We start from the raw sequence: 19,022 nt of genomic DNA on the forward strand, positions 1-19,022 counted from the left end.
TGAATGTGCCAGTATGTCCGTTATATCTAAGTGCAGTAAGTAATCAGGATGAGTGCATGATGTCAAAATGTACCCGTCTGCACGGAAAGCGGGGAAGTCACAATGAAAGGACCCAAGCAGCCGGATGCTGCGGGAGCGGATAGGGAACATTTAACCGGAGGCCTGGATGCGGGGTTCCGGCTTCGTGCTGTGGTAGAGCGTGTCATCCGCGAGGAAAGATTGCTCGAGCGGGGCGATACGATAGTGGTCGGTGTCTCTGGAGGTCCTGATTCGGTAGCGCTGCTGCATCTGCTGCATAAGCTTTCCACAGCATGGGATTGGAAGCTCATCGTCGCTCACGTCAACCACAGGTTCCGCGGTGAGGAGTCCGACCGTGAAGCTGATTTTGTAGCCTCTTTTGCAAAGAAGCTCGGGCTTACCTGTGAAGTGGGGAATATCGATGTTCCCGCTTATATAGAAGAAACATCTTTGAACTCTCAGGTGGCCGCCCGGAAGAAACGCTATCAGTTTCTATATGAAACTGCCCGGCGGTACGGTGCTAGCCGGATCGCGCTTGCCCACCATGCTGATGATCAAGCGGAAACTATCCTTATGCGGATTTTACGGGGGACCGGTCCGGCAGGTTTAACGGGAATTCCTCAACGAAGATTCGAAAAAAAAGTGGAACTCGTCCGTCCTTTGCTTCGTATATACAAGAAAGAGGTAAGTAATTACTGTCGTTTCGAGGAGCTTGCTTATTGCCGTGACAGCAGTAACGAGTCGCGCAAATATAATCGCAACCGCATCCGGTTGGATGCGATGCCGTTTTTGCAGCAATTCAACGGACAGCTCCCCGAATCTCTGAACCGGCTTGGTGAGATTATGACGGAAGAGAATGCTTACATGGAGAAAGAAGCGGAAGGTGCATTCGCTTCTATTGCTGCTTTGGAGTCAGGGGCTGTCACCATGCAGCGGGCTGACTTCGTTCAATTGCACGTCGCTTTACAAAGGCGTGTGATTAAACTAATATTAAATTATCTTACTTTTCAAGCGGAAAACGTCGATTACGTAAGATTAGAGGCGATTCGTACGGGTATCGTTCAGGAGCAGCCTGCTAATTTTACAATGCCTATTGACGGGGCTTTTCACTTGATTCGTGAGTACGATTGCATCTGCTTTCGGTCCAAGATGTCAGATTCAGCCGATGCGGCTTTTTTGTATCCATTGGATTTAAGCCAGAGTTACCTTCTTATTCCTCAAGCCGATGCTGCCTTAACCTTTAAGACCCTATCTGGTGAGTTGATTACGGAGGAAGCCGATGCTGCAGCGAAAGCTGATGAGGAAGGGGTTTGGTTTGACCTCGATGCCCTTCGGCTGCCCTTGTATGTAAGGAGCCGGCAAGTCGGGGACCGTTTGGAGCCTTTTGGTTTAAACGGGACCAAAAAAGTAAAAGATATTCTCATGGATGCCAAAATACCGCCCAGCCGTAGAGCCAGGCTTCCGTTGCTTGTGGATGCGGAAGGCACTGTACTGTGGATACCGGGCATTCGCCGTTCCCGTCATGCTTTAATCAGGCCTGGAACTATACGCTCGCTTTATCTGCGGATTGAAGCTGGGGATGGCGCGGCAGAAGGACCCTGAGAATGATTTTTGACTGTTTTCATATTATAAAGTAGGGGGAGCATCCTTGTTTAGAGACATTCAAGAAGTATTCTACTCAGAAGAACAGATTCAGGCTAAAGTACAGGAGCTCGGGCAGCAAATATCCAAAGACTTCGAAGGCCGCAATCCACTGGTCATTTGTGTGCTCAAAGGAGCCTTTATCTTCATGGCGGATCTGGTTAAACAAGTAACGATTCCGCTTGAGATTGATTTCATGGCGGTTTCGAGTTACGGACAATCGACCAAATCTTCAGGGGTCGTCAAAATCATCAAAGATTTAGACGTGTCCGTAGAAGGACGTCACGTCATGATCGTCGAAGATATTATAGATAGCGGCTTAACGCTCAGCTACCTGATCGATGTACTCGAAAGACGGAACGCGCAGTCCGTTTCCGTTGTAACGCTTTTCAACAAACCTGCAAGAAGAACGGTGGATTTACAGCCGGATTATGCCGGCTTCGAAATTCCGGATGCGTTTATTGTCGGCTACGGGCTTGATTATGCGGAGAAATACCGCAATCTACCTTACATCGGCGTTCTTAAACCCGAAATTTATTCCACCTAGGCGTGTCGAGTATGTCCCATGGCCAGCTTTGTTGTGATGCTGAGACATGCTGTGGTAAAATATAAAAAGTGTGCCGTTTGAGAGGAGGTAGCGGATGAATCGCTTTATCCGGAATACCGGTTTTTATTTATTGATTTTCCTGGTAACTGTCGGTATTGTGCATTTCATTAGTACGCAGAACGATCAAAAAGACCCGATTACCTACAACGAGTTCCGGCAGGAAATAGCGGCCAAGAACGTCGAGAAACTACAGATTAAAGTCGACGGGGGTACGTACCTGATTAACGGAAGTTATAAGGCGCCTAAGGAAGCGGATAAGAAAGAATTCGTTACCCGTGGTCCCTTTGATTCCAGTGTTGTAAAGTTAGTCGAAACAGCCGGTGTTCAAGAAGAATATCTCAAAATGGAAGGCGATAGCGTCTGGATTTCGTTCCTGACCTCCATTATCCCGTTTGTGATTATCTTTGTTCTCTTCTTCTTCTTGATGAATCAGGCCCAGGGTGGCGGCGGCAAAGTCATGAACTTCGGCAAGAGCCGTGCCCGCTTATATAATGAAGAGAAAAAACGCGTCACGTTTGAGGACGTGGCCGGCGCGGACGAAGAGAAACAGGAATTGATCGAAGTTGTTGAATTCCTTAAAGATCCGCGTAAATTCTCTGCAGTAGGAGCGCGTATTCCTAAAGGCGTACTCCTCAACGGTCCTCCGGGAACCGGTAAAACGCTTCTGGCTCGTGCTGTAGCCGGTGAAGCAGGGGTACCTTTCTTCAGCATCTCGGGTTCCGACTTCGTCGAAATGTTCGTCGGTGTCGGTGCATCACGTGTACGTGACTTGTTCGAGAACGCTAAGAAGAACGCTCCGTGTATTATCTTTATCGATGAGATTGACGCCGTCGGCCGTCAACGTGGCGCAGGCCTCGGCGGCGGACATGATGAGCGTGAGCAGACGCTCAACCAATTGCTCGTCGAGATGGACGGATTCGGTGCGAACGAAGGAATCATCATCGTAGCCGCGACTAACCGTCCGGATATTCTGGATCCGGCGCTTCTTCGTCCGGGACGTTTTGACCGTCAAATTACGGTTGACCGCCCGGATGTTAAAGGACGTGAAGCGGTACTTAAAGTACACGCACGGAACAAACCGCTGGCCAAAGATGTGAAGATGGAATCGATCGCCCGCTACACCACCGGATTTACGGGCGCGGACTTAGAGAACCTTCTTAATGAAGCAGCTTTGATCGCAGCCCGTCGCAACCGCAAGGATATTTCGATGGCGGAGATCGAAGAAGCATTCGACCGAGTCATTGTAGGTACGCAGAAGAAAAGCCGCGTAATCAGCGAGCGCGAGAAGCGCACAGTTGCTTACCATGAATCCGGACACGCGATTATCGGTTACTATGCCGAGAATGCAGATATGGTTCATAAGGTAACGATCGTACCTCGCGGACGTGCAGGCGGTTATGTAATGATGCTGCCTAAAGAAGGCGAAGACCGGATGATGCAGACCAAGAATGAACTGCTCGACAAAATCACGGGACTCCTCGGTGGTCGTGTCGCGGAAGAAATCTTCATCGGTGAAATCGCGACAGGTGCTTATAGCGATTTCCAGAAGGCGACAGGCATTGTGCGTAGAATGGTGATGGAGTTCGGTATGAGCGATAAGCTTGGACCGATGCAGTTTGGAAGCAGTCAAGGTCAAGTGTTCTTGGGCCGTGATATTGGTCATGAACAGAACTACAGTGACGCGATTGCTTATGAGATTGATCAGGAAATGCAGCTTATTATTCGCGAATGTTACGACCGTGCGAAGCAGATTCTGAATGAGCACAAGGATAAAGTCCATCTCGTTGCACAGACGCTTCTCGAAAGAGAAACACTGGACAAAGAGCAGATCGTGGAATTGCTTGAGAGTGGTAAAATTTCCGGAGACGACGAAGTGAAAGTGACAATTCAGAGCCAGGGCGACAAACCGGAGCCGACTCCTGAAGTGGAACTAAAAACAGAGACACCGGAACGCACCCCGCTGAACCCACCGGATAAACCGGATGATGACGGTAAAAATCAAGCTTAAACGAAGCGGTTGAAATAGATAGTTATAGAACCGGAGGTCCTGCTGGACCCCCGGTTTTTCTATATTCAGATAACCAATTACGGATTGACACTTCCGAGCATGTTGTGTAAATTTAGTTGTGAAACTTTAAAACTTATACACAAGTTTTTGGATCGTAAGGATAGCCGCTATCGCCAATCACCGCTATAGGCGTGCCGCTTCATATAAGGAGGATGCAATTATGGAGGCATTGGCTCTTGAAAGAAAAGCAGAACAGAACAAGCTGCTTAAAGAGCGGATTATAGAGCTGAAGAAAGAACGTAATGCAATTATTCTAGCCCATTACTACCAGCGTGACGAAATTCAAGAGATTGCTGATTTTCGTGGAGACTCCTTTCTTCTAGCTCAGAAGGCTGCGGAAACCGATGCGGATGTCATCGTCTTCTGTGGTGTACACTTCATGGGAGAAAGCGCTAAGATTCTGGCACCCGGTAAGACCGTGATCATTCCTGATGAGAGAGCGGGCTGTCCTATGGCGGATATGGTGAATGTAGACGGGCTTCGTGCTCTCAAACAGCAGCATCCCAAAGCCAAAGTCGTTGCTTACATCAACACCTCTGCTGAAGTAAAGTCAGAAACGGATATTTGCTGTACTTCTGCTAATGCAAGAAAAGTCATAGAATCTATTGATGCAGAAGAGATTATCTGGGTACCTGATAAAAATTTGGGCGACTATGTATCAAAATTCACAAACAAAAAAATGATTATCTGGGAAGGCTACTGCAACACCCATGATATGCTGACCGTTAAAGATGTGGAAGAGATGAAAGCTGCCCATCCTAACGCACAATTTGTTGTTCATCCCGAATGCCGGCCTGAGGTCGTTCAATTGGGTGACTTTGTGGGAAGCACAACAGCGATCATCAAATATTGCCGTGAATCGGAGTGCCAGGAATTTATTGTGGGCACAGAGGACGGGACCGGTTATCAATTACGTAAAGACAGTCCGGATAAAACGTTTCATTTTGCAACCAAATATTTGGTTTGTCCGAATATGAAAGTAAATAATCTTAAAAAAGTAGTGCGGTGCCTCGAGACGATGCAGCCGGAGATTTATGTAACGCCGGAAACGGCTGAAAAAGCAAGATTGTCCTTAGAGCGCATGTTACAAGTCAAGTAGCATGCGCTACTCTCTTTGTTAAGGTACGGGTGGGACCGAATGATACCTAGATATTTAACAGATACGGATCTAAGCGCGATCCCGCACTACCACACTGATGTTATTGTCATTGGTGCCGGTATTGCAGGGTTATACACGGCTCTGCAGGCTAGTGAGACTAAGCAAGTTCTGCTAATCACTAAAAAGTCACTGCTGGACAGCAATACGAGATATGCGCAAGGCGGGATTGCAGCTGTCATATCGGATGATGATTCACCCGAATACCATTCACAAGACACGCTCGCTGCTGGTGCCGGTCTTTGTTCACGCGAAGCCGTTGATATCCTTGTTCATGAGGGTCCTGCGGGGGTGCAGGATCTGATCCGGATGGGAACCAAGTTTGACTTAGAGAATGGTGAAATCGCCTTAACTAAAGAAGGCGCTCATAGCCAGCGCCGCATTTTACACGCCAATGGAGATGCGACCGGGGCAGAAATCGTACGAGCTCTATCGGAGGAAACAAAGCGTAGTGAGAACATTGAGTTGTGGGACGATCACATCGTCATTGATCTGATCACGGTAGATGGCGAATGCAGGGGGGCTCTTGTCCAGAAGCCGGATGGCCAGCGTATTTACGTACAAGGCAGCGCTACAGTCTTATGTACGGGCGGAACAGGCCAACTATTCCGCTATACGACGAATCCGGACGTGGCTACAGGAGATGGAGTTGCGATAGCTTACCGGGCGGGCGCAGATATTCAAGATATGGAATTTATTCAATTTCATCCTACGGTGCTTTTTTATCCAGGTGCTCCCCGATTTCTTATATCGGAAGCTGTTCGCGGTGAAGGGGCCTATTTGCGTAATATTAAAGGCGAACGATTTATGGAAAAATACCATCCGCAGCTGGAGCTTGCCCCCCGTGACGTTGTGGCTAGAGCTATTGTCAGTGAAATAGAAGAAACCGGATCAAGCTTTATTTACCTGGATATTACGCATGAGTCCGAGGAAATGATCAAACACCGGTTCCCGACCATTTACGAGACTTGTCTCGGCATAGGCTTGGATCTGACCACAGATTGGATTCCTGTCGCTCCTGCCGCCCACTATATGATGGGTGGAGTGAAGACAGACCTTCATGGAGAAACCAATATCAAGCGCCTATTTGCCTGCGGCGAGGTATCCTCCACCGGTGTTCATGGAGCTAACCGTCTCGCCAGTAACTCGCTCTCGGAAGCAATCGTATTCGGAAAGCGAATCATTAGGCGGATTCAATCGCTTCCTTCGCTCGGACCCGTTATACTGGATTACATACCTTCACACAATCTGCGTCTGGAACCTCCCAAGCAGGCTATGGTGGAGAAAAGGTTGAAGCTGCAAAAAGTTATGGTTCGTTATGCAGGAGTCCGCAGGGATGAAAGAGGTCTGAAACGAGGCCTGGAGGAGCTGCAGCGGCACCTGCCGATGTTTGACTCCTGCTTGTCCCGGAGAGAGGATTATGAATTTGCCAACCTGTTGACATGTGCCTTGTTAACGACAGAGGCTGCTCTTAGGCGCGAGGAAAGCCGCGGCGGTCATTATCGTGAAGATTACCCGCTGCGCAGCGATGAGCAGTGGCTGAAGCATACCGTATTCAATCGTGAATGCGGTCTGACGGAGGAGTGGATACTTAATGATGGAATTAAACTTTAAACAAATTAGACAAAGCATTCGGCAGTGGCTCGATGAAGACATCGGAACCGGAGATATGACTACCATGAGTACGATTCCTGCTGATCAACATAGTAAAGCTCTCATTCACCTGAAGGAGTCCGGTTTTGTAGCCGGCCTGCGCATTGCAGCCGAAGTATTTGCTGAAGTGGATTCTTCGCTTCAATTTAATGCGCAAATTAAAGAAGGTGAATTTGCTCCGAAAGGCACCGTCATTGCGATCGTGACAGGCAATACCCGCAGTATTCTGCTGGGAGAGAGACTTGCTCTGAATTTGCTGCAGCGGTTATCGGGCATTGCGACGCGTACCAGGCAGTACGTGAACGCTCTGGAGGGCCTTCCGACACGTCTTGTGGATACCCGTAAGACAACGCCGGGACACAGGCTTTTAGAAAAGTACGCGGTTCGTGTAGGCGGAGGATACAATCACCGTTTCGGTTTGTATGATGCGGTGATGATTAAGGATAATCATATTAAAGGAGCCGGTGGAATTACTCCTGCGATAAGAGCGGCCCGCTCACGTATACCGCATACGATGAAAATCGAAGTAGAAGTGGAGAATTTTGATCAGCTGGCCGAGGCAATCGCCGCGGGAGCCGATATTATCATGCTGGACAATATGAAGCCCGCAGTAATGGCCGAGGCAGTCGCTATCATTAAGAGTCAGGCTCCCCATATCATAATTGAAGGATCAGGTTCGGTCACATTGGAAACCATTAAAGCAATTGCGGAAACAGGTGTGCATGTCATTTCCGTCGGAAGGCTTACTTACTCGGTCTCTGCCCTTGACATCAGCCTCGATCTGAACGAACAGAAAGGGGTTTCCTTGTGATTTTAGTCGTAGACGTCGGCAACACGAATATTGTTCTGGGTATCTACAAAGGCTCGGATTTGCTGCATCATTGGAGACTTAGCACAAATCGTTCGGCAACGGTAGATGAGTATGGCATGATGTTTCATAATCTTTTCCAATATGCAGGCATTCGCAACGATCAGATTGAGGGCGTCATTATTTCGTCTGTTGTGCCGCCGCTCATGTTTGCGCTTGAACAGCTTTGTTTAAAATATATGAAGAGAACTCCGCTTATTGTAGGCCCGGGAATCAAGACCGGACTCAACATCCGCGTAGATAACCCCAAAGAGGTAGGGGCCGATCGGATTGTCAACGCCGTGGCGGCTATCGAGTTGTATGGTTCGCCCTGCATCATCGTTGATTTCGGCACCGCCACGACTTATGATTATATTGATGCAAACGGGCAGCTGCTCGGTTGTGCAATTGCGCCGGGCATAGGCATTTCTACTGAAGCATTGTACCAAAGAGCAGCCAAACTGCCCCGCATAGAGCTTATTAAGCCCAAGAGTGTGGTGGGTCGTAACACAATTTCCGCCATGCAGGCGGGAATTATTTACGGTTATGTAGGCCAAGTGGATGGTATTGTAACCCGTATCCGGGAAGAATATAATGTGACTCCCAAAGTGATCGCGACAGGAGGTCACGCGGAGCTCATCGCCAGCGAATCGCGGGTAATTGATGTGGTGGATCCCATGCTTACCCTTGAGGGGCTGCGCTTTATCTATGCCAAGAATGCCAAACAGGATTAAGATCACGCTCAGCAGACAACTAACAAGAAACGGGGTTATGTGATGAATGATTATATGATCCGCGGAACAGCTCTCGAAGGAAGAGTACGGGCGATTGCCGTTCTGACCACTTCGATTACAGAGGAACTGCGCCGCCGTCATCATACGACACCTACAGCAACGGCCGCACTGGGAAGAACGGCAGCGGCAGGTCTGATGATGGGTGCCATGCTTAAAGGGGAAGAAAAACTGACTCTACAAATTAAGGGCGGAGGTCCGATCGGCTCGATTGTTGTGGATGCCAACTCCAAAGGAGAAGTGCGTGGGTACGTAGACAATCCGGATGTGGATTTACCCCTGAATGCCAAAGGGAAGCTGGATGTGGCTGGAGCCGTCGGAACGGACGGGTTTTTGCATGTAATCAAGGATCTCGGCATGAAGGAAGCCTATAGAGGAAGTATCCCGATTGTTTCGGGTGAGCTCGCTGAAGATTTTACTTATTATTTTGCAAAATCCGAACAAACACCTTCTGCAGTAGCGCTTGGAGTGCTTGTAGACGTAGACCGGACTGTCAAAGTTTCCGGCGGGTTTATTATTCAACTGCTGCCAGGTTTAACGGATGATGAAATTACAGCAATTGAAACGCAATTATCGACCATTGAACCGATTACCACATTGCTTGACAGTGGGGCATCGCTGGAAGAAATTCTGAAGGGATTACTGCCGGATGTGGAAATTATGGAGCGTTCAGCGGTTTTCTTCCAGTGTAAATGTTCCGCTGAACGAGTTGAACAGACGCTGATAAGCTTGGGACATGAGGAATTAGAAGCCATCATGGAAGAAGAAGGACGAGCTGAAGTTGTTTGCCACTTTTGCAACGAGGCTTACCAATTTGAAGGCGAGCAGCTTCAAGCTATGGTGAAGAATATAAAGAAATAGTTTTGAGGGAGAGAGCATGCACAACGTAAAAGTGTTGTGGGGAGCCATCCTCGCTTTGTCGGTAGGGATTATTGTCCTATTATCGCTGTATTTGACGGAGATGGGCGGAGCTAAGCAGCCGGGAGCAGACCAGTCACCAGGTGCTGAGTCCAGCCAGCACGTCGTGGCCAGAATAGGCGGCCGCGAATTTACACAAGGCGAGTTAGCGGAGAAATTGACCAAACACTATGGTGCGGAAATGCTTAACCGGATGCTCGACCGAGAGGCGCTCCGTTTAGAGGCCAAGGAATTGGGAGTCGAAGTAAGCGCAGCGGAGATGGACCGTGAATTAAAGCAAATGCAGCAGGGATATGACAATGAAGAAGCTTATTTCGCTTCGATGCAAGAGCAGCTAGGTTTGAGTAAAGAAGAAATTAAAGAAGATTTGCACTACAAGCTGCTGCATGAGAGATTGGCAATCCGTCAGATAGTTGTTTCCGACACGGAAGTAGACCAGTACATACAGGCAAACCCGGAATTATTTAAACAAGCGGATGAATGGCATTTGCATAAAATAATCTTGTCCACACTGGATCAAGCTAAGAAAGCGATCAAAGCTTACAACAGTGGAGAAGATTTTGCTATATTGGCGCGGGACCGTTCGATTGACGAAAGCGGCAGCCAGGGCGGAGATCTCGGATGGGTGGAAGAGGGGGATCCTTTTCAACCAGCGCCTATTATGGAGGCCGCCCGTAAACTGGAAGTGGGACAAATAAGCGGACCGATTAAGATCAAGGACGGTTATGCCGTTATTCTTCTTTCAGAGAAAAGGGAAAAGAAAGATCAGGAGAATACCGTGATCCGGGAATCGGTCCGTAAGATGCTTGCTTTACAGGAAGGACCCTCCCTGAACGAATATTTGATTAACATCCGCACCAAATGGCAGGCGGTTATTGTGGAATCCACTTTGAAACCTTAGCTGGAAATGTGTAGAGTTGACAAGGGGCGCGAGCACTGATAATATTAGGGATATAATACCAACCTAACAACTCGGAATAACTTTCATTTTTTTTATATTTTGGGAGGGTGACACGCATGGCTAAATTGGTGCAGAATATTACACAATTAATCGGGGATACTCCGCTAGTTAAATTAAATCGGGTCGTACCGGAAGACAGTGCGGAAATTTATGTTAAACTTGAGTACCAGAATCCGGGTTCTAGCGTGAAAGACCGGATTGCTATTTCGATGATCGAAACGGCTGAGCAAGAAGGTAAATTAAAGCCTGGTGATACCATCGTGGAACCAACGAGCGGGAATACTGGCATTGGTCTGGCAATGGTAGCGGCAGCTAAGGGCTATCGCGCTATCCTGGTCATGCCGGAGACGATGAGCATGGAGCGCCGCAACCTTCTTCGCGCTTATGGCGCTGAGCTTGTCCTCACTCCTGGAGCAGAAGGCATGAAGGGCGCGATCCGCCGAGCAGAGGAGCTGCAAGCTGAGAATCCGGGTTATTTCATTCCTCAACAATTTAAGAACCAGGCTAATGTGAAGGTTCACCGCGAAACAACCGGACCGGAAATCGTTGAAGCGATTAAAGGGCATGACGGTAAGCTGGATGCCTTCATTGCGGGGATCGGTACAGGCGGTACCATTACAGGAACAGGCGAAGTGCTTCGCGAGAATTTCCCTGGAATTCGAATTGTTGCTGTTGAGCCAAGTGCATCTCCTGTTCTGTCTGGCGGCAAACCAGGTCCTCATAAAATTCAAGGTATCGGAGCCGGTTTCGTACCGGATATTCTGAACACGGAAATTTACAGTGAGATTATTCCGGTAGATAACGACGATGCTTTCGAAACGTCCCGCCGTGTAGCGCGTGAGGAAGGTATCTTGGGTGGCATCTCATCGGGAGCGGCGATTTATGCAGCGCTCAAAGTAGCCAAGGAACTTGGACCTGGCAAGCGTGTAATCGCTGTAATTCCTAGTAACGGAGAACGTTACCTGAGCACGCCGCTTTACCAGTTCGACGAGCAATAAAGATAGCGATGGACGCAAGCCGCCCTTCCAAGTCTTCAGCTGTAGTCTACAGCTGAAGACTTTTTATTTGCTTGCGATTCAAGTATACTAAGTGACAATCGTGACATTGTCACTACAACAGCATCGGCCTAGCAAGAACAGCATGAGCCAGAAGGGAAGAGAGCATGATCCTTGTCATTGATAATTACGATTCGTTTACATACAACTTGGTGCAGTATTTGGACGAACTGGGACATGATATTGTCGTAAAACGTAATGATGCTATAGACATTATGGGGATCGCGCAGCTGGCTCCCGACCATATTCTAATATCTCCGGGTCCCGCCGCGCCTAATGATGCAGGGATTAGTCTGGAGACGATTCGCCGTTTCAAGGGGCAAATCCCCATTCTCGGTGTCTGCCTCGGGCATCAAGCGATAGGCCAGGCCTTTGGCGGGGATGTAATACGGGCAGTCAGGCCGATGCATGGTAAAACTTCGCTCATTCAACACGACGGGAAGAGCATTTTTACAGGCATTCCTTCACCCTATACCGCTACTCGCTATCATTCCCTGATTGTTGATAAGAAGACACTTCCCGATTGTCTTGAAATCAGTGCCGCTACACCGGAGGGTGAAATCATGGGATTTCGTCATAGGGAATATGCGATTGAAGGTGTGCAATTTCATCCCGAATCCATTAGTACCGAACATGGTCATGCGCTCTTGAATAATTTTTTGTCCATGAAGGTGTCAGCGGAGGTAAAAGCATGAAAATATGGTTTAATGGTCAAATCATAGAGGAAGAACTAGCGGTGGTTTCAGTCTATGACCACGGCTTTCTATATGGCATGGGGCTGTTCGAGACGTTTCGCACGTATAACGGACAACCCTTTTTGCTACAAGAACATCTGGATCGGATGCAGGAAGGCTGCCGGGAGCTTGGTATACCTCTGCGATCAAGCGTGAAGGATATACAACTTCGAGTCTATGATCTGTTGAAAGTTAATCAGCTTCAGGATGCGTATATCCGGTACACGATTTCTGCCGGAGTAGATGTGCTGGGTCTGCCATCCGGTTCTTCTTATAAAGAGCCTACAGAAATTCTCTATATCAAAGAACTTCCTGCCCGCTTAGCAGACAATGTTTCTACCCGTCCGCTTCAGTTTCTGCAGGTCAGAAGAAATTCGCCCGAAGGAACGCTGCGTCGCAAGTCCTTTCATTATATGAACAATATTCTCGCGAAAAGGGAACTCATGACCTATCCGTGGGCGGCAGGGGCCGAGGGACTTTTTTTGACAGATGACGGTCATGTAGCGGAAGGAATTGTGAGCAATTTATTCTGGATCAAAGGCGGAATCTGCTTTACTCCATCCTTGGAGACGGGTATACTGCCTGGTATTACAAGAGCTTACGTGATGAGGCTGGCAGAGGAATGCGGGCTGCAAATAATCGAAGGATGCTTCGATAGGGAGACTCTATCCGGTGCGGATGAAATTTTCATGACCAATTCTGTTCAAGAAATAGTCGCTGTGGATCGGCTGCTTGACGAACACGGGCATGAGACCAGAATAGGGACGGGTACACCGGGCCGGCTGACCGGACGTCTGGCAGAGTTGTATCAACATCATACACAGACAAGCACGGGCGGCTAGGCTTCATGGATAATAGCAGACTTTTCCTTAAAGTGCTTTAGAAGCAAGGAGTTAGGAGGTTGGTGGCCAATGAATCGCGTTTTTTCGATGGGCAAAATAAATTTGGAGCTCGGCCGGCGTACTCAAATTATGGGTATTCTTAATGTTACGCCGGATTCTTTCTCCGACGGCGGCGCCTATCTCGCGCAAGAGCAGGCGGTCCGTCATGCGGTTCGGATGGTGGAAGAGGGGGCTGATCTGATTGACATCGGGGGAGAATCCACCCGGCCAGGCCACGAGCCAGTCTCTCTTGAAGAAGAACTGCAGCGGGTTGTGCCTGTAATCAAGGAACTGGTCAAGTACATTGATGTGCCGATCTCCGTAGACACGTACAAAGCGGAGGTTGCCAGACAGGCGATCGCGGCCGGGGCACACATCATCAATGATGTGTGGGGCTTCAAGGCCGATCCGGATATGGCGCGGGTGGCGGCCGAAGCCTGCTGTCCCGTTATCCTGATGCACAACCGTGAGGAGGCGGTCTACAACGACTTCCTGCCGGATGTGCTTCAAGACCTGCGGGACAGCGTGCAGCTTGCTCTGGATGCCGGAGTGGCGTCGGAGAATATCATGCTGGACCCCGGCATCGGCTTTGCGAAAAGCCACGAGCAGAACCTGTGGCTGATGAACCGGCTCCGCGATATAGCGGATCTCGGATATCCGGTTCTGCTCGGCACCTCTCGCAAGAGTATGATCCGCACCACGCTGGGGCTTCCTCCAGAGGATGTTCTGGAGGGGACGGCTGCGACGGTGGTTCTTGGCATCGCACAAGGGTGTGATATTGTGCGCGTGCACGATGTACGGGAGATGAAGCGTACGGCCGTCATGACGGATGCGATTGTCCGCGGGTCGGACCTGCGTGTACAGCTTTAGCGATATGTGGCTGCTGAATAAATAATGAATCTAATTATCAGTTGTACGCAACTAATGGAGGACCCAATGGATAAATTGACGCTTACACGCATGCAGTTTTATGGCTATCACGGTGTCTATGCGGAAGAGAACAAATTAGGTCAGCGGTATTATGTGGACGTGGAGATGTGCCTTCCTCTCGATAAGCCTGGACGGACTGACAATATCGACGATTCGATCAATTATGCCGATGCATATGCGGTAATAAAAGAAGTCGTCGAGAAGCGAACCTTCAAATTAATTGAAGCGTTGGCCGAGCAGGTTGCATCCTCTCTTCTTGAAACTTATACTAGTATCGATGAAGTTACCGTGAGGGTCATTAAACCGCATCCGCCTTTTGATATCCATTTTGAAGGCGTGACGGTCGAAATCACCCGGAGGCGGTTAATTTCATGAGTAATACCGGGCAAGAAATCACTGCCTATATAGCCCTTGGCTCTAATTTAGGAGACCGCGAGCAATATTTAGCGGACGCGCTCCGTCAGTTGGATGCGCATCCGGATATTTATGTAGCGGCATGCTCACATATCTATGAGACCGATCCGGTCGGGTATGTAGATCAGGATGCTTTTCTGAACATGGCGGCCGTTGTTAAGACGAGTTTAACGCCGCAAGAGCTGCTTGCCGTCATGCAGCAGACCGAGCAACTGCTCGGGCGCGTCCGTGACATCCGCTGGGGGCCGCGCACCATTGATCTGGATTTGCTGCTTTACGGGGAACAGGAAGTCCGGCTCCCGGATTTGATCGTACCCCATCCGCGCATGCAGGAGCGAGCGTTTGTGTTAGTCCCCTTAGCAGATATTTTTTCCCATATACCGAACACATCGTTTGCATCCCTAGAGAGACAGCTCGCCAAACTGGATGGGAAGGAAGGTGTTAAGTTATGGAAAAAAATGCATTGGCCCAGCGTATCCGGGCATTCCGCAAGCTAAAAGGATACACCCAGAACGAACTTGCCGAGCTTCTCGGCGTTTCTATAGCCATTCTCGGTTCGATTGAACGGGGAACGCGCAAGCCGGATACGAGAATGATTCAGAAAATTTCCAGTGCCTTAGGCATTGACCCGGAGGAGCTTAATCCGCCCTCCGGCAAATAGGAGGAAAATCGAACATGTTAAAAATAGGCGACGTCGTCGCCCCTAACAATGTAGTCTTGGCACCTATGGCCGGCGTTTGTAATCCAGCTTTCCGTCTAATCGCCAGAGAATTCGGCTGCGGCCTGGTCTGTGCGGAAATGGTCAGCGACAAAGCAATCGTACATGGTAATTCCCGCACTATGGATATGCTTTTTGTCGATGAACGTGAGAAGCCGCTCAGCCTTCAGATTTTTGGAGGCGATACGGATACACTGGTGCAAGCCGCGAAATATGTCGATGAGAATACAAATGCGGATATTATTGACATCAACATGGGCTGCCCGGTACCGAAAATTACAAAATGTGATGCGGGAGCCCGCTGGCTGCTGGACCCTTCGCGTATTGAAGAAATGATTCGCACGGTGGTAGGCTCGGTAAATAAGCCCGTTACCGTCAAAATGCGTATCGGCTGGGATTCCGAACACATTTATGTCCTCGATAATGCCAAAGCGGTCGAACGCGGCGGCGGTGCTGCGGTAAGCGTACATGGCCGTACGCGTGAACAGCTGTATACCGGCAAAGCCGATTGGGATATTATCCGCCAAGTCAAAGAAACCGTATCGATACCAGTCATCGGTAATGGTGATGTGGTGACACCGGAAGATGCCAAGCGTATGATTGATGAGACTGGCGTGGATGGAGTCATGATCGGCCGCGGGGCCCTCGGCAATCCGTGGATGCTGTATCGTACGGTGCAGTACCTGACCAAGGGTGAATTGCCGCCGGAACCGGAAGCTCAGGAGAAGATGCGCATTGCTATTCTTCATATGGATCGCTTGATCAAATTGAAGGGCGAGCATGTGGCCATTAAAGAAATGCGTAAACACATGGCCTGGTACCTCAAAGGCATGAAAGGAGCCGCATCTCTCAAGAATTCCATCATGGAGCAGACGACCCGCCAGGGAATGGTCAGCATACTTGATGATTATTCGGCTTCTTTCGACAATAGTCCCGAGAACCAGGAAGAACAGCACACGTTGCACTAAGGAAAGGGGGCACTGGGTTACATTGACATTTGTAATTCGTTGCCCTATAATCAGGCAATAAGTTGGTTATTTTCCGAATTTGTATTAAATTAATCAGTGAATTCGTATAGCATTTCCTTGAATTTACACGACGGGAGATAGGTTTGAATGAGTGAAAAAGAAGTCCTCCTTACCCAAGAAGGCCTCAAGAAGCTTGAGGAAGAACTCGAACATTTGAAATCGGTGAAGCGCCGGGAGGTGGCTGAACGGATTAAAGTTGCTATCGGTTACGGCGATATTAGTGAGAACTCTGAGTACGAAGATGCTAAGAACGAACAGGCTTTTATCGAAGGCCGTGTTATTACCCTGGAGAAGATGCTCCGCAACGCGCGCATTGTTAACCTGGACGAGGTAGACACCAGTACCGTTAGTGTAGGTTCTATTGTGACTCTTAAGGATTTGGAGTTCGGCGAACTGGTCGAATACACAATCGTGGGTACAGCGGAATCCGATCCTTTTCAGAACAAAATCTCTAATGAAAGCCCTGTCGGTAAATCGATCATCGGTAAGCAAAAGGGTGCTAAAGTAGACGTGACGGTTCCTGCCGGCGTTATTCAATATGAAATTATGGACATCAAAAAATAAAACATCACCGGGTCATCGCCCGGAAGGTGATTGCAGGAAAAGCTTCCTTTGGAAGCTTTTTTCGCGTAAAATAGACCGTATGATTACAGACAGACAGCGCAGCAGGGCCACCGGGTAATCTGCTTCAGAGCAGTTGTGGGAGCCTATGTCTGCGCGGGAAAGCTTTTCGAGGAAGGCTTATCACGGGATAACGTATAGGAGTTGAAAGCATGAGTCAGGAACTCGAATTAAACGAACTGTTACAAATTCGCCGCGACAAACTGGACGAGCTTCGTGGAATGGGCGTCGATCCTTTTGGTGATAAATACGTACGTACTCACTCGGCCAAAGAAATTTTGGACGCTTACCAGGAGCTGCCTAAGGAAGAACTCGAGCAGCAAACTATAGAGGTTAGCATAGCGGGCCGCATTATGCAGAAGCGTGCGATGGGCAAAGCGAGCTTCGCTCACCTTCAGGATCTTTCCGGCAAAATTCAAATTTATGTGCGTGCGGATGCGTTAGGCGATTCGAAGTACCGTGCTTTTGATTTGCTGGATATTGGCGATATGGTTGGTGTCAAAGGAACGGTCTTTAAAACGAAGACGGGTGAAACTTCTATTAAAGTCCTGGAGCTTGAAGTTCTGACGAAATCACTGCTTCCGCTTCCTGAGAAGTACCATGGCCTCAAAGACGTAGAAATGCGCTACCGTCAGCGCTACGTCGATCTCATTATGAACCAGGAAGTGAAGGATACCTTCATCCTGCGTTCGAGAATTATCCAATCCATGCGCCGTTACTTGGACGGACTGGGTTATTTGGAAGTGGAAACACCTACCCTTCACTCCATTGCAGGGGGGGCTGCCGCACGTCCGTTTATTACGCACCACAATGCGCTGGACATGCAGCTTTATATGCGCATCGCGATTGAGCTTCACTTGAAGCGTCTGATTGTCGGCGGACTCGAGAAAGTGTATGAGATTGGACGTGTTTACCGGAACGAAGGTATTTCTACGCGCCACAATCCTGAGTTTACGATGATTGAATTGTATGAAGCTTATGCGGATTACAAGGATATTATGGAACTGACGGAGAATATGGTCGCCCATATTGCTAAAGAAGTATTGGGCACTACAAGAATTCAATATCAGGGCCATGAAGTCGATCTTACCCCTGCATGGAAGCGCATCTCTATGGTAGATGCCATTAAAGAGGTTGTCGGCGTCGATTTCAGCGTGCAAATGAGCAATGAAGAAGCACATCGGCTTGCTAAAGAACACAAGGTTCCGGTTGAACCGCATATGTCGTTCGGGCATATCGTAAACCAATTCTTTGAGACATTTGTTGAAGAAACGCTTATTCAGCCTACATTTGTCTATGGACATCCGCTTGAAATTTCTCCTCTTGCCAAAAAGAATCCGGAAGATCCGCGTTTTACGGATCGCTTCGAGCTCTTTATCGTAGCGCGTGAGCATGCGAATGCTTTCAGCGAATTAAACGATCCGATCGATCAGCGTCAGCGCTTTGAAGCGCAGTTGGTTGAGAAAGAGCATGGCAACGACGAGGCTCATGAGATGGACGATGATTTCATCCGCGCACTCGAATATGGAATGCCGCCTACAGGCGGCCTGGGTATCGGTATTGACCGTCTGGTGATGCTGCTTACCAATGCGCCTTCCATTCGCGATGTATTATTATTTCCTCATATGCGTGATCGTCAAGGAGAATAAGCAGACAGAAGGAAGATGCCGTCGGGCGTCTTCTTTTTTTACGTATGCTTTAGCTGGCTGAAAGTTCAACTCGGTAATAATCTGCCATAAAAAGAAATGTAAGCCGTTCACATAACCGATTTAATAGAAATTTAAACTTGTTCTAAAAATAAGCTTGCATTCTCTTTGTCAGCGTGGTATCTTATTTAAGTCGCCGCTGAAACAAGCGCTAACGACAAGGGCTGACAAGCCTTGATTGTCCTTTGAAAACTGAACAACGAGTGATTGAAACGTCTTGAGCAATCAGGACGCTAAACAGAGAAGAAATTCTCGTCAGCATTAACTTTTTGAGC

The 19,022-nt window shown here is 48.7% G+C and carries 19 protein-coding genes; all 19 read left to right on the forward strand.

What is annotated here, in order from left to right; genetic code table 11:
• The first annotated feature begins 102 nt into the window (after positions 1 to 102).
• The 19 genes from tilS to lysS all read left to right on the forward strand — a co-directional run bounded on the left by tilS (position 103) and on the right by lysS (position 18,690).
• The gene (gene tilS, locus AR333_RS22560; protein WP_068777626.1) at positions 103 to 1,620 is read left to right on the forward strand and encodes a tRNA lysidine(34) synthetase TilS; all 1,518 of its coding nucleotides are present in this window, start codon (positions 103 to 105) and stop codon (positions 1,618 to 1,620) included.
• A 46-nt stretch (positions 1,621 to 1,666) separates the two neighbouring features.
• Positions 1,667 to 2,206: a hypoxanthine phosphoribosyltransferase gene (gene hpt / locus AR333_RS22565; RefSeq protein WP_068777627.1), complete on the forward strand. Its 540-nt coding sequence runs from the start codon at positions 1,667 to 1,669 to the stop codon at positions 2,204 to 2,206.
• A 94-nt stretch (positions 2,207 to 2,300) separates the two neighbouring features.
• Positions 2,301 to 4,274, forward strand: coding sequence for an ATP-dependent zinc metalloprotease FtsH (ftsH, locus tag AR333_RS22570; protein ID WP_068777628.1), 1,974 nt, complete (start codon positions 2,301 to 2,303; stop codon positions 4,272 to 4,274).
• A gap of 220 nt (positions 4,275 to 4,494) precedes the next feature.
• Positions 4,495 to 5,433 (forward strand): quinolinate synthase NadA, encoded by a 939-nt coding sequence (nadA, locus tag AR333_RS22575; RefSeq protein ID WP_068777629.1) that lies wholly within the window; start codon positions 4,495 to 4,497, stop codon positions 5,431 to 5,433.
• A 39-nt stretch (positions 5,434 to 5,472) separates the two neighbouring features.
• Positions 5,473 to 7,104, forward strand: coding sequence for an L-aspartate oxidase (gene nadB / locus AR333_RS22580; RefSeq protein ID WP_068777630.1), 1,632 nt, complete (start codon positions 5,473 to 5,475; stop codon positions 7,102 to 7,104).
• Positions 7,085 to 7,954, forward strand: coding sequence for a carboxylating nicotinate-nucleotide diphosphorylase (nadC, locus tag AR333_RS22585; RefSeq protein WP_068777631.1), 870 nt, complete (start codon positions 7,085 to 7,087; stop codon positions 7,952 to 7,954). The genes nadB and nadC overlap by 20 nt, the downstream gene beginning before the upstream one ends.
• Positions 7,951 to 8,724 (forward strand): type III pantothenate kinase, encoded by a 774-nt coding sequence (locus AR333_RS22590; protein WP_068777632.1) that lies wholly within the window; start codon positions 7,951 to 7,953, stop codon positions 8,722 to 8,724. The genes nadC and AR333_RS22590 overlap by 4 nt, the downstream gene beginning before the upstream one ends.
• 42 nt (positions 8,725 to 8,766) lie before the next feature.
• The gene (hslO, locus tag AR333_RS22595; protein ID WP_068777633.1) at positions 8,767 to 9,642 is read left to right on the forward strand and encodes an Hsp33 family molecular chaperone HslO; all 876 of its coding nucleotides are present in this window, start codon (positions 8,767 to 8,769) and stop codon (positions 9,640 to 9,642) included.
• Positions 9,643 to 9,658: 16 nt separating this feature from the next.
• Positions 9,659 to 10,600, forward strand: coding sequence for a peptidylprolyl isomerase (locus tag AR333_RS22600; RefSeq protein WP_068777634.1), 942 nt, complete (start codon positions 9,659 to 9,661; stop codon positions 10,598 to 10,600).
• Between the two features lie 116 nt (positions 10,601 to 10,716).
• Positions 10,717 to 11,658, forward strand: coding sequence for a cysteine synthase A (gene cysK, locus AR333_RS22605; RefSeq protein WP_068777635.1), 942 nt, complete (start codon positions 10,717 to 10,719; stop codon positions 11,656 to 11,658).
• Between the two features lie 164 nt (positions 11,659 to 11,822).
• Positions 11,823 to 12,410, forward strand: a complete 588-nt coding sequence (locus AR333_RS22610) for an aminodeoxychorismate/anthranilate synthase component II (RefSeq protein ID WP_068777636.1) — start codon at positions 11,823 to 11,825, stop codon at positions 12,408 to 12,410.
• Positions 12,407 to 13,291 (forward strand): aminodeoxychorismate lyase, encoded by an 885-nt coding sequence (pabC, locus tag AR333_RS22615; protein ID WP_068777637.1) that lies wholly within the window; start codon positions 12,407 to 12,409, stop codon positions 13,289 to 13,291. The genes AR333_RS22610 and pabC overlap by 4 nt, the downstream gene beginning before the upstream one ends.
• 69 nt (positions 13,292 to 13,360) lie before the next feature.
• Complete coding sequence (folP, locus tag AR333_RS22620) at positions 13,361 to 14,200, forward strand: dihydropteroate synthase (protein WP_068777638.1); 840 nt, start codon at positions 13,361 to 13,363, stop codon at positions 14,198 to 14,200.
• Positions 14,201 to 14,266: 66 nt separating this feature from the next.
• On the forward strand, positions 14,267 to 14,635 hold the full coding sequence (gene folB, locus AR333_RS22625; RefSeq protein ID WP_068777639.1) for a dihydroneopterin aldolase: 369 nt from the start codon (positions 14,267 to 14,269) through the stop codon (positions 14,633 to 14,635).
• Positions 14,632 to 15,171, forward strand: coding sequence for a 2-amino-4-hydroxy-6-hydroxymethyldihydropteridine diphosphokinase (folK, locus tag AR333_RS22630; RefSeq protein ID WP_068777640.1), 540 nt, complete (start codon positions 14,632 to 14,634; stop codon positions 15,169 to 15,171). The genes folB and folK overlap by 4 nt, the downstream gene beginning before the upstream one ends.
• Positions 15,123 to 15,335 carry a helix-turn-helix domain-containing protein gene (locus AR333_RS22635; protein WP_068777641.1) on the forward strand — a complete coding sequence of 71 codons (213 nt, stop codon included), beginning with the start codon at positions 15,123 to 15,125 and terminating at the stop codon, positions 15,333 to 15,335. The genes folK and AR333_RS22635 overlap by 49 nt, the downstream gene beginning before the upstream one ends.
• A 14-nt stretch (positions 15,336 to 15,349) precedes the next feature.
• Entirely contained in the window at positions 15,350 to 16,360 is a 1,011-nt protein-coding gene (gene dusB / locus AR333_RS22640; RefSeq protein WP_068777642.1) for a tRNA dihydrouridine synthase DusB, read from the forward strand.
• A gap of 147 nt (positions 16,361 to 16,507) precedes the next feature.
• A complete protein-coding gene (greA, locus tag AR333_RS22645) occupies positions 16,508 to 16,984 on the forward strand; it encodes a transcription elongation factor GreA (RefSeq protein ID WP_068777643.1) in 477 nt (158 codons plus the stop codon).
• Between the two features lie 209 nt (positions 16,985 to 17,193).
• Positions 17,194 to 18,690: a lysine--tRNA ligase gene (gene lysS, locus AR333_RS22650; protein WP_068777644.1), complete on the forward strand. Its 1,497-nt coding sequence runs from the start codon at positions 17,194 to 17,196 to the stop codon at positions 18,688 to 18,690.
• Positions 18,691 to 19,022: the final 332 nt, after the last annotated feature.

This window comes from Paenibacillus sp. FJAT-26967, from assembly GCF_001541095.1.
Classification (GTDB): Bacteria; Bacillota; Bacilli; order Paenibacillales; family NBRC-103111; genus Paenibacillus_F.

Excerpts from the sequence above, each read along its gene's own strand:
- tilS (WP_068777626.1), top strand. The coding sequence starts at position 103 with ATGAAAGGACCCAAGCAGCCGGATGCTGCGGGAGCGGATAGGGAACAT.
- ftsH (WP_068777628.1), top strand. The coding sequence starts at position 2,301 with ATGAATCGCTTTATCCGGAATACCGGTTTTTATTTATTGATTTTCCTG.
- nadA (WP_068777629.1), top strand. The coding sequence starts at position 4,495 with ATGGAGGCATTGGCTCTTGAAAGAAAAGCAGAACAGAACAAGCTGCTT.
- nadB (WP_068777630.1), top strand. The coding sequence starts at position 5,473 with ATGATACCTAGATATTTAACAGATACGGATCTAAGCGCGATCCCGCAC.
- nadC (WP_068777631.1), top strand. The coding sequence starts at position 7,085 with ATGATGGAATTAAACTTTAAACAAATTAGACAAAGCATTCGGCAGTGG.
- hslO (WP_068777633.1), top strand. The coding sequence starts at position 8,767 with ATGAATGATTATATGATCCGCGGAACAGCTCTCGAAGGAAGAGTACGG.
- AR333_RS22600 (WP_068777634.1), top strand. The coding sequence starts at position 9,659 with ATGCACAACGTAAAAGTGTTGTGGGGAGCCATCCTCGCTTTGTCGGTA.
- cysK (WP_068777635.1), top strand. The coding sequence starts at position 10,717 with ATGGCTAAATTGGTGCAGAATATTACACAATTAATCGGGGATACTCCG.
- AR333_RS22610 (WP_068777636.1), top strand. The coding sequence starts at position 11,823 with ATGATCCTTGTCATTGATAATTACGATTCGTTTACATACAACTTGGTG.
- pabC (WP_068777637.1), top strand. The coding sequence starts at position 12,407 with ATGAAAATATGGTTTAATGGTCAAATCATAGAGGAAGAACTAGCGGTG.
- folP (WP_068777638.1), top strand. The coding sequence starts at position 13,361 with ATGAATCGCGTTTTTTCGATGGGCAAAATAAATTTGGAGCTCGGCCGG.
- folB (WP_068777639.1), top strand. The coding sequence starts at position 14,267 with ATGGATAAATTGACGCTTACACGCATGCAGTTTTATGGCTATCACGGT.
- folK (WP_068777640.1), top strand. The coding sequence starts at position 14,632 with ATGAGTAATACCGGGCAAGAAATCACTGCCTATATAGCCCTTGGCTCT.
- AR333_RS22635 (WP_068777641.1), top strand. The coding sequence starts at position 15,123 with ATGGAAAAAAATGCATTGGCCCAGCGTATCCGGGCATTCCGCAAGCTA.
- dusB (WP_068777642.1), top strand. The coding sequence starts at position 15,350 with ATGTTAAAAATAGGCGACGTCGTCGCCCCTAACAATGTAGTCTTGGCA.
- greA (WP_068777643.1), top strand. The coding sequence starts at position 16,508 with ATGAGTGAAAAAGAAGTCCTCCTTACCCAAGAAGGCCTCAAGAAGCTT.
- lysS (WP_068777644.1), top strand. The coding sequence starts at position 17,194 with ATGAGTCAGGAACTCGAATTAAACGAACTGTTACAAATTCGCCGCGAC.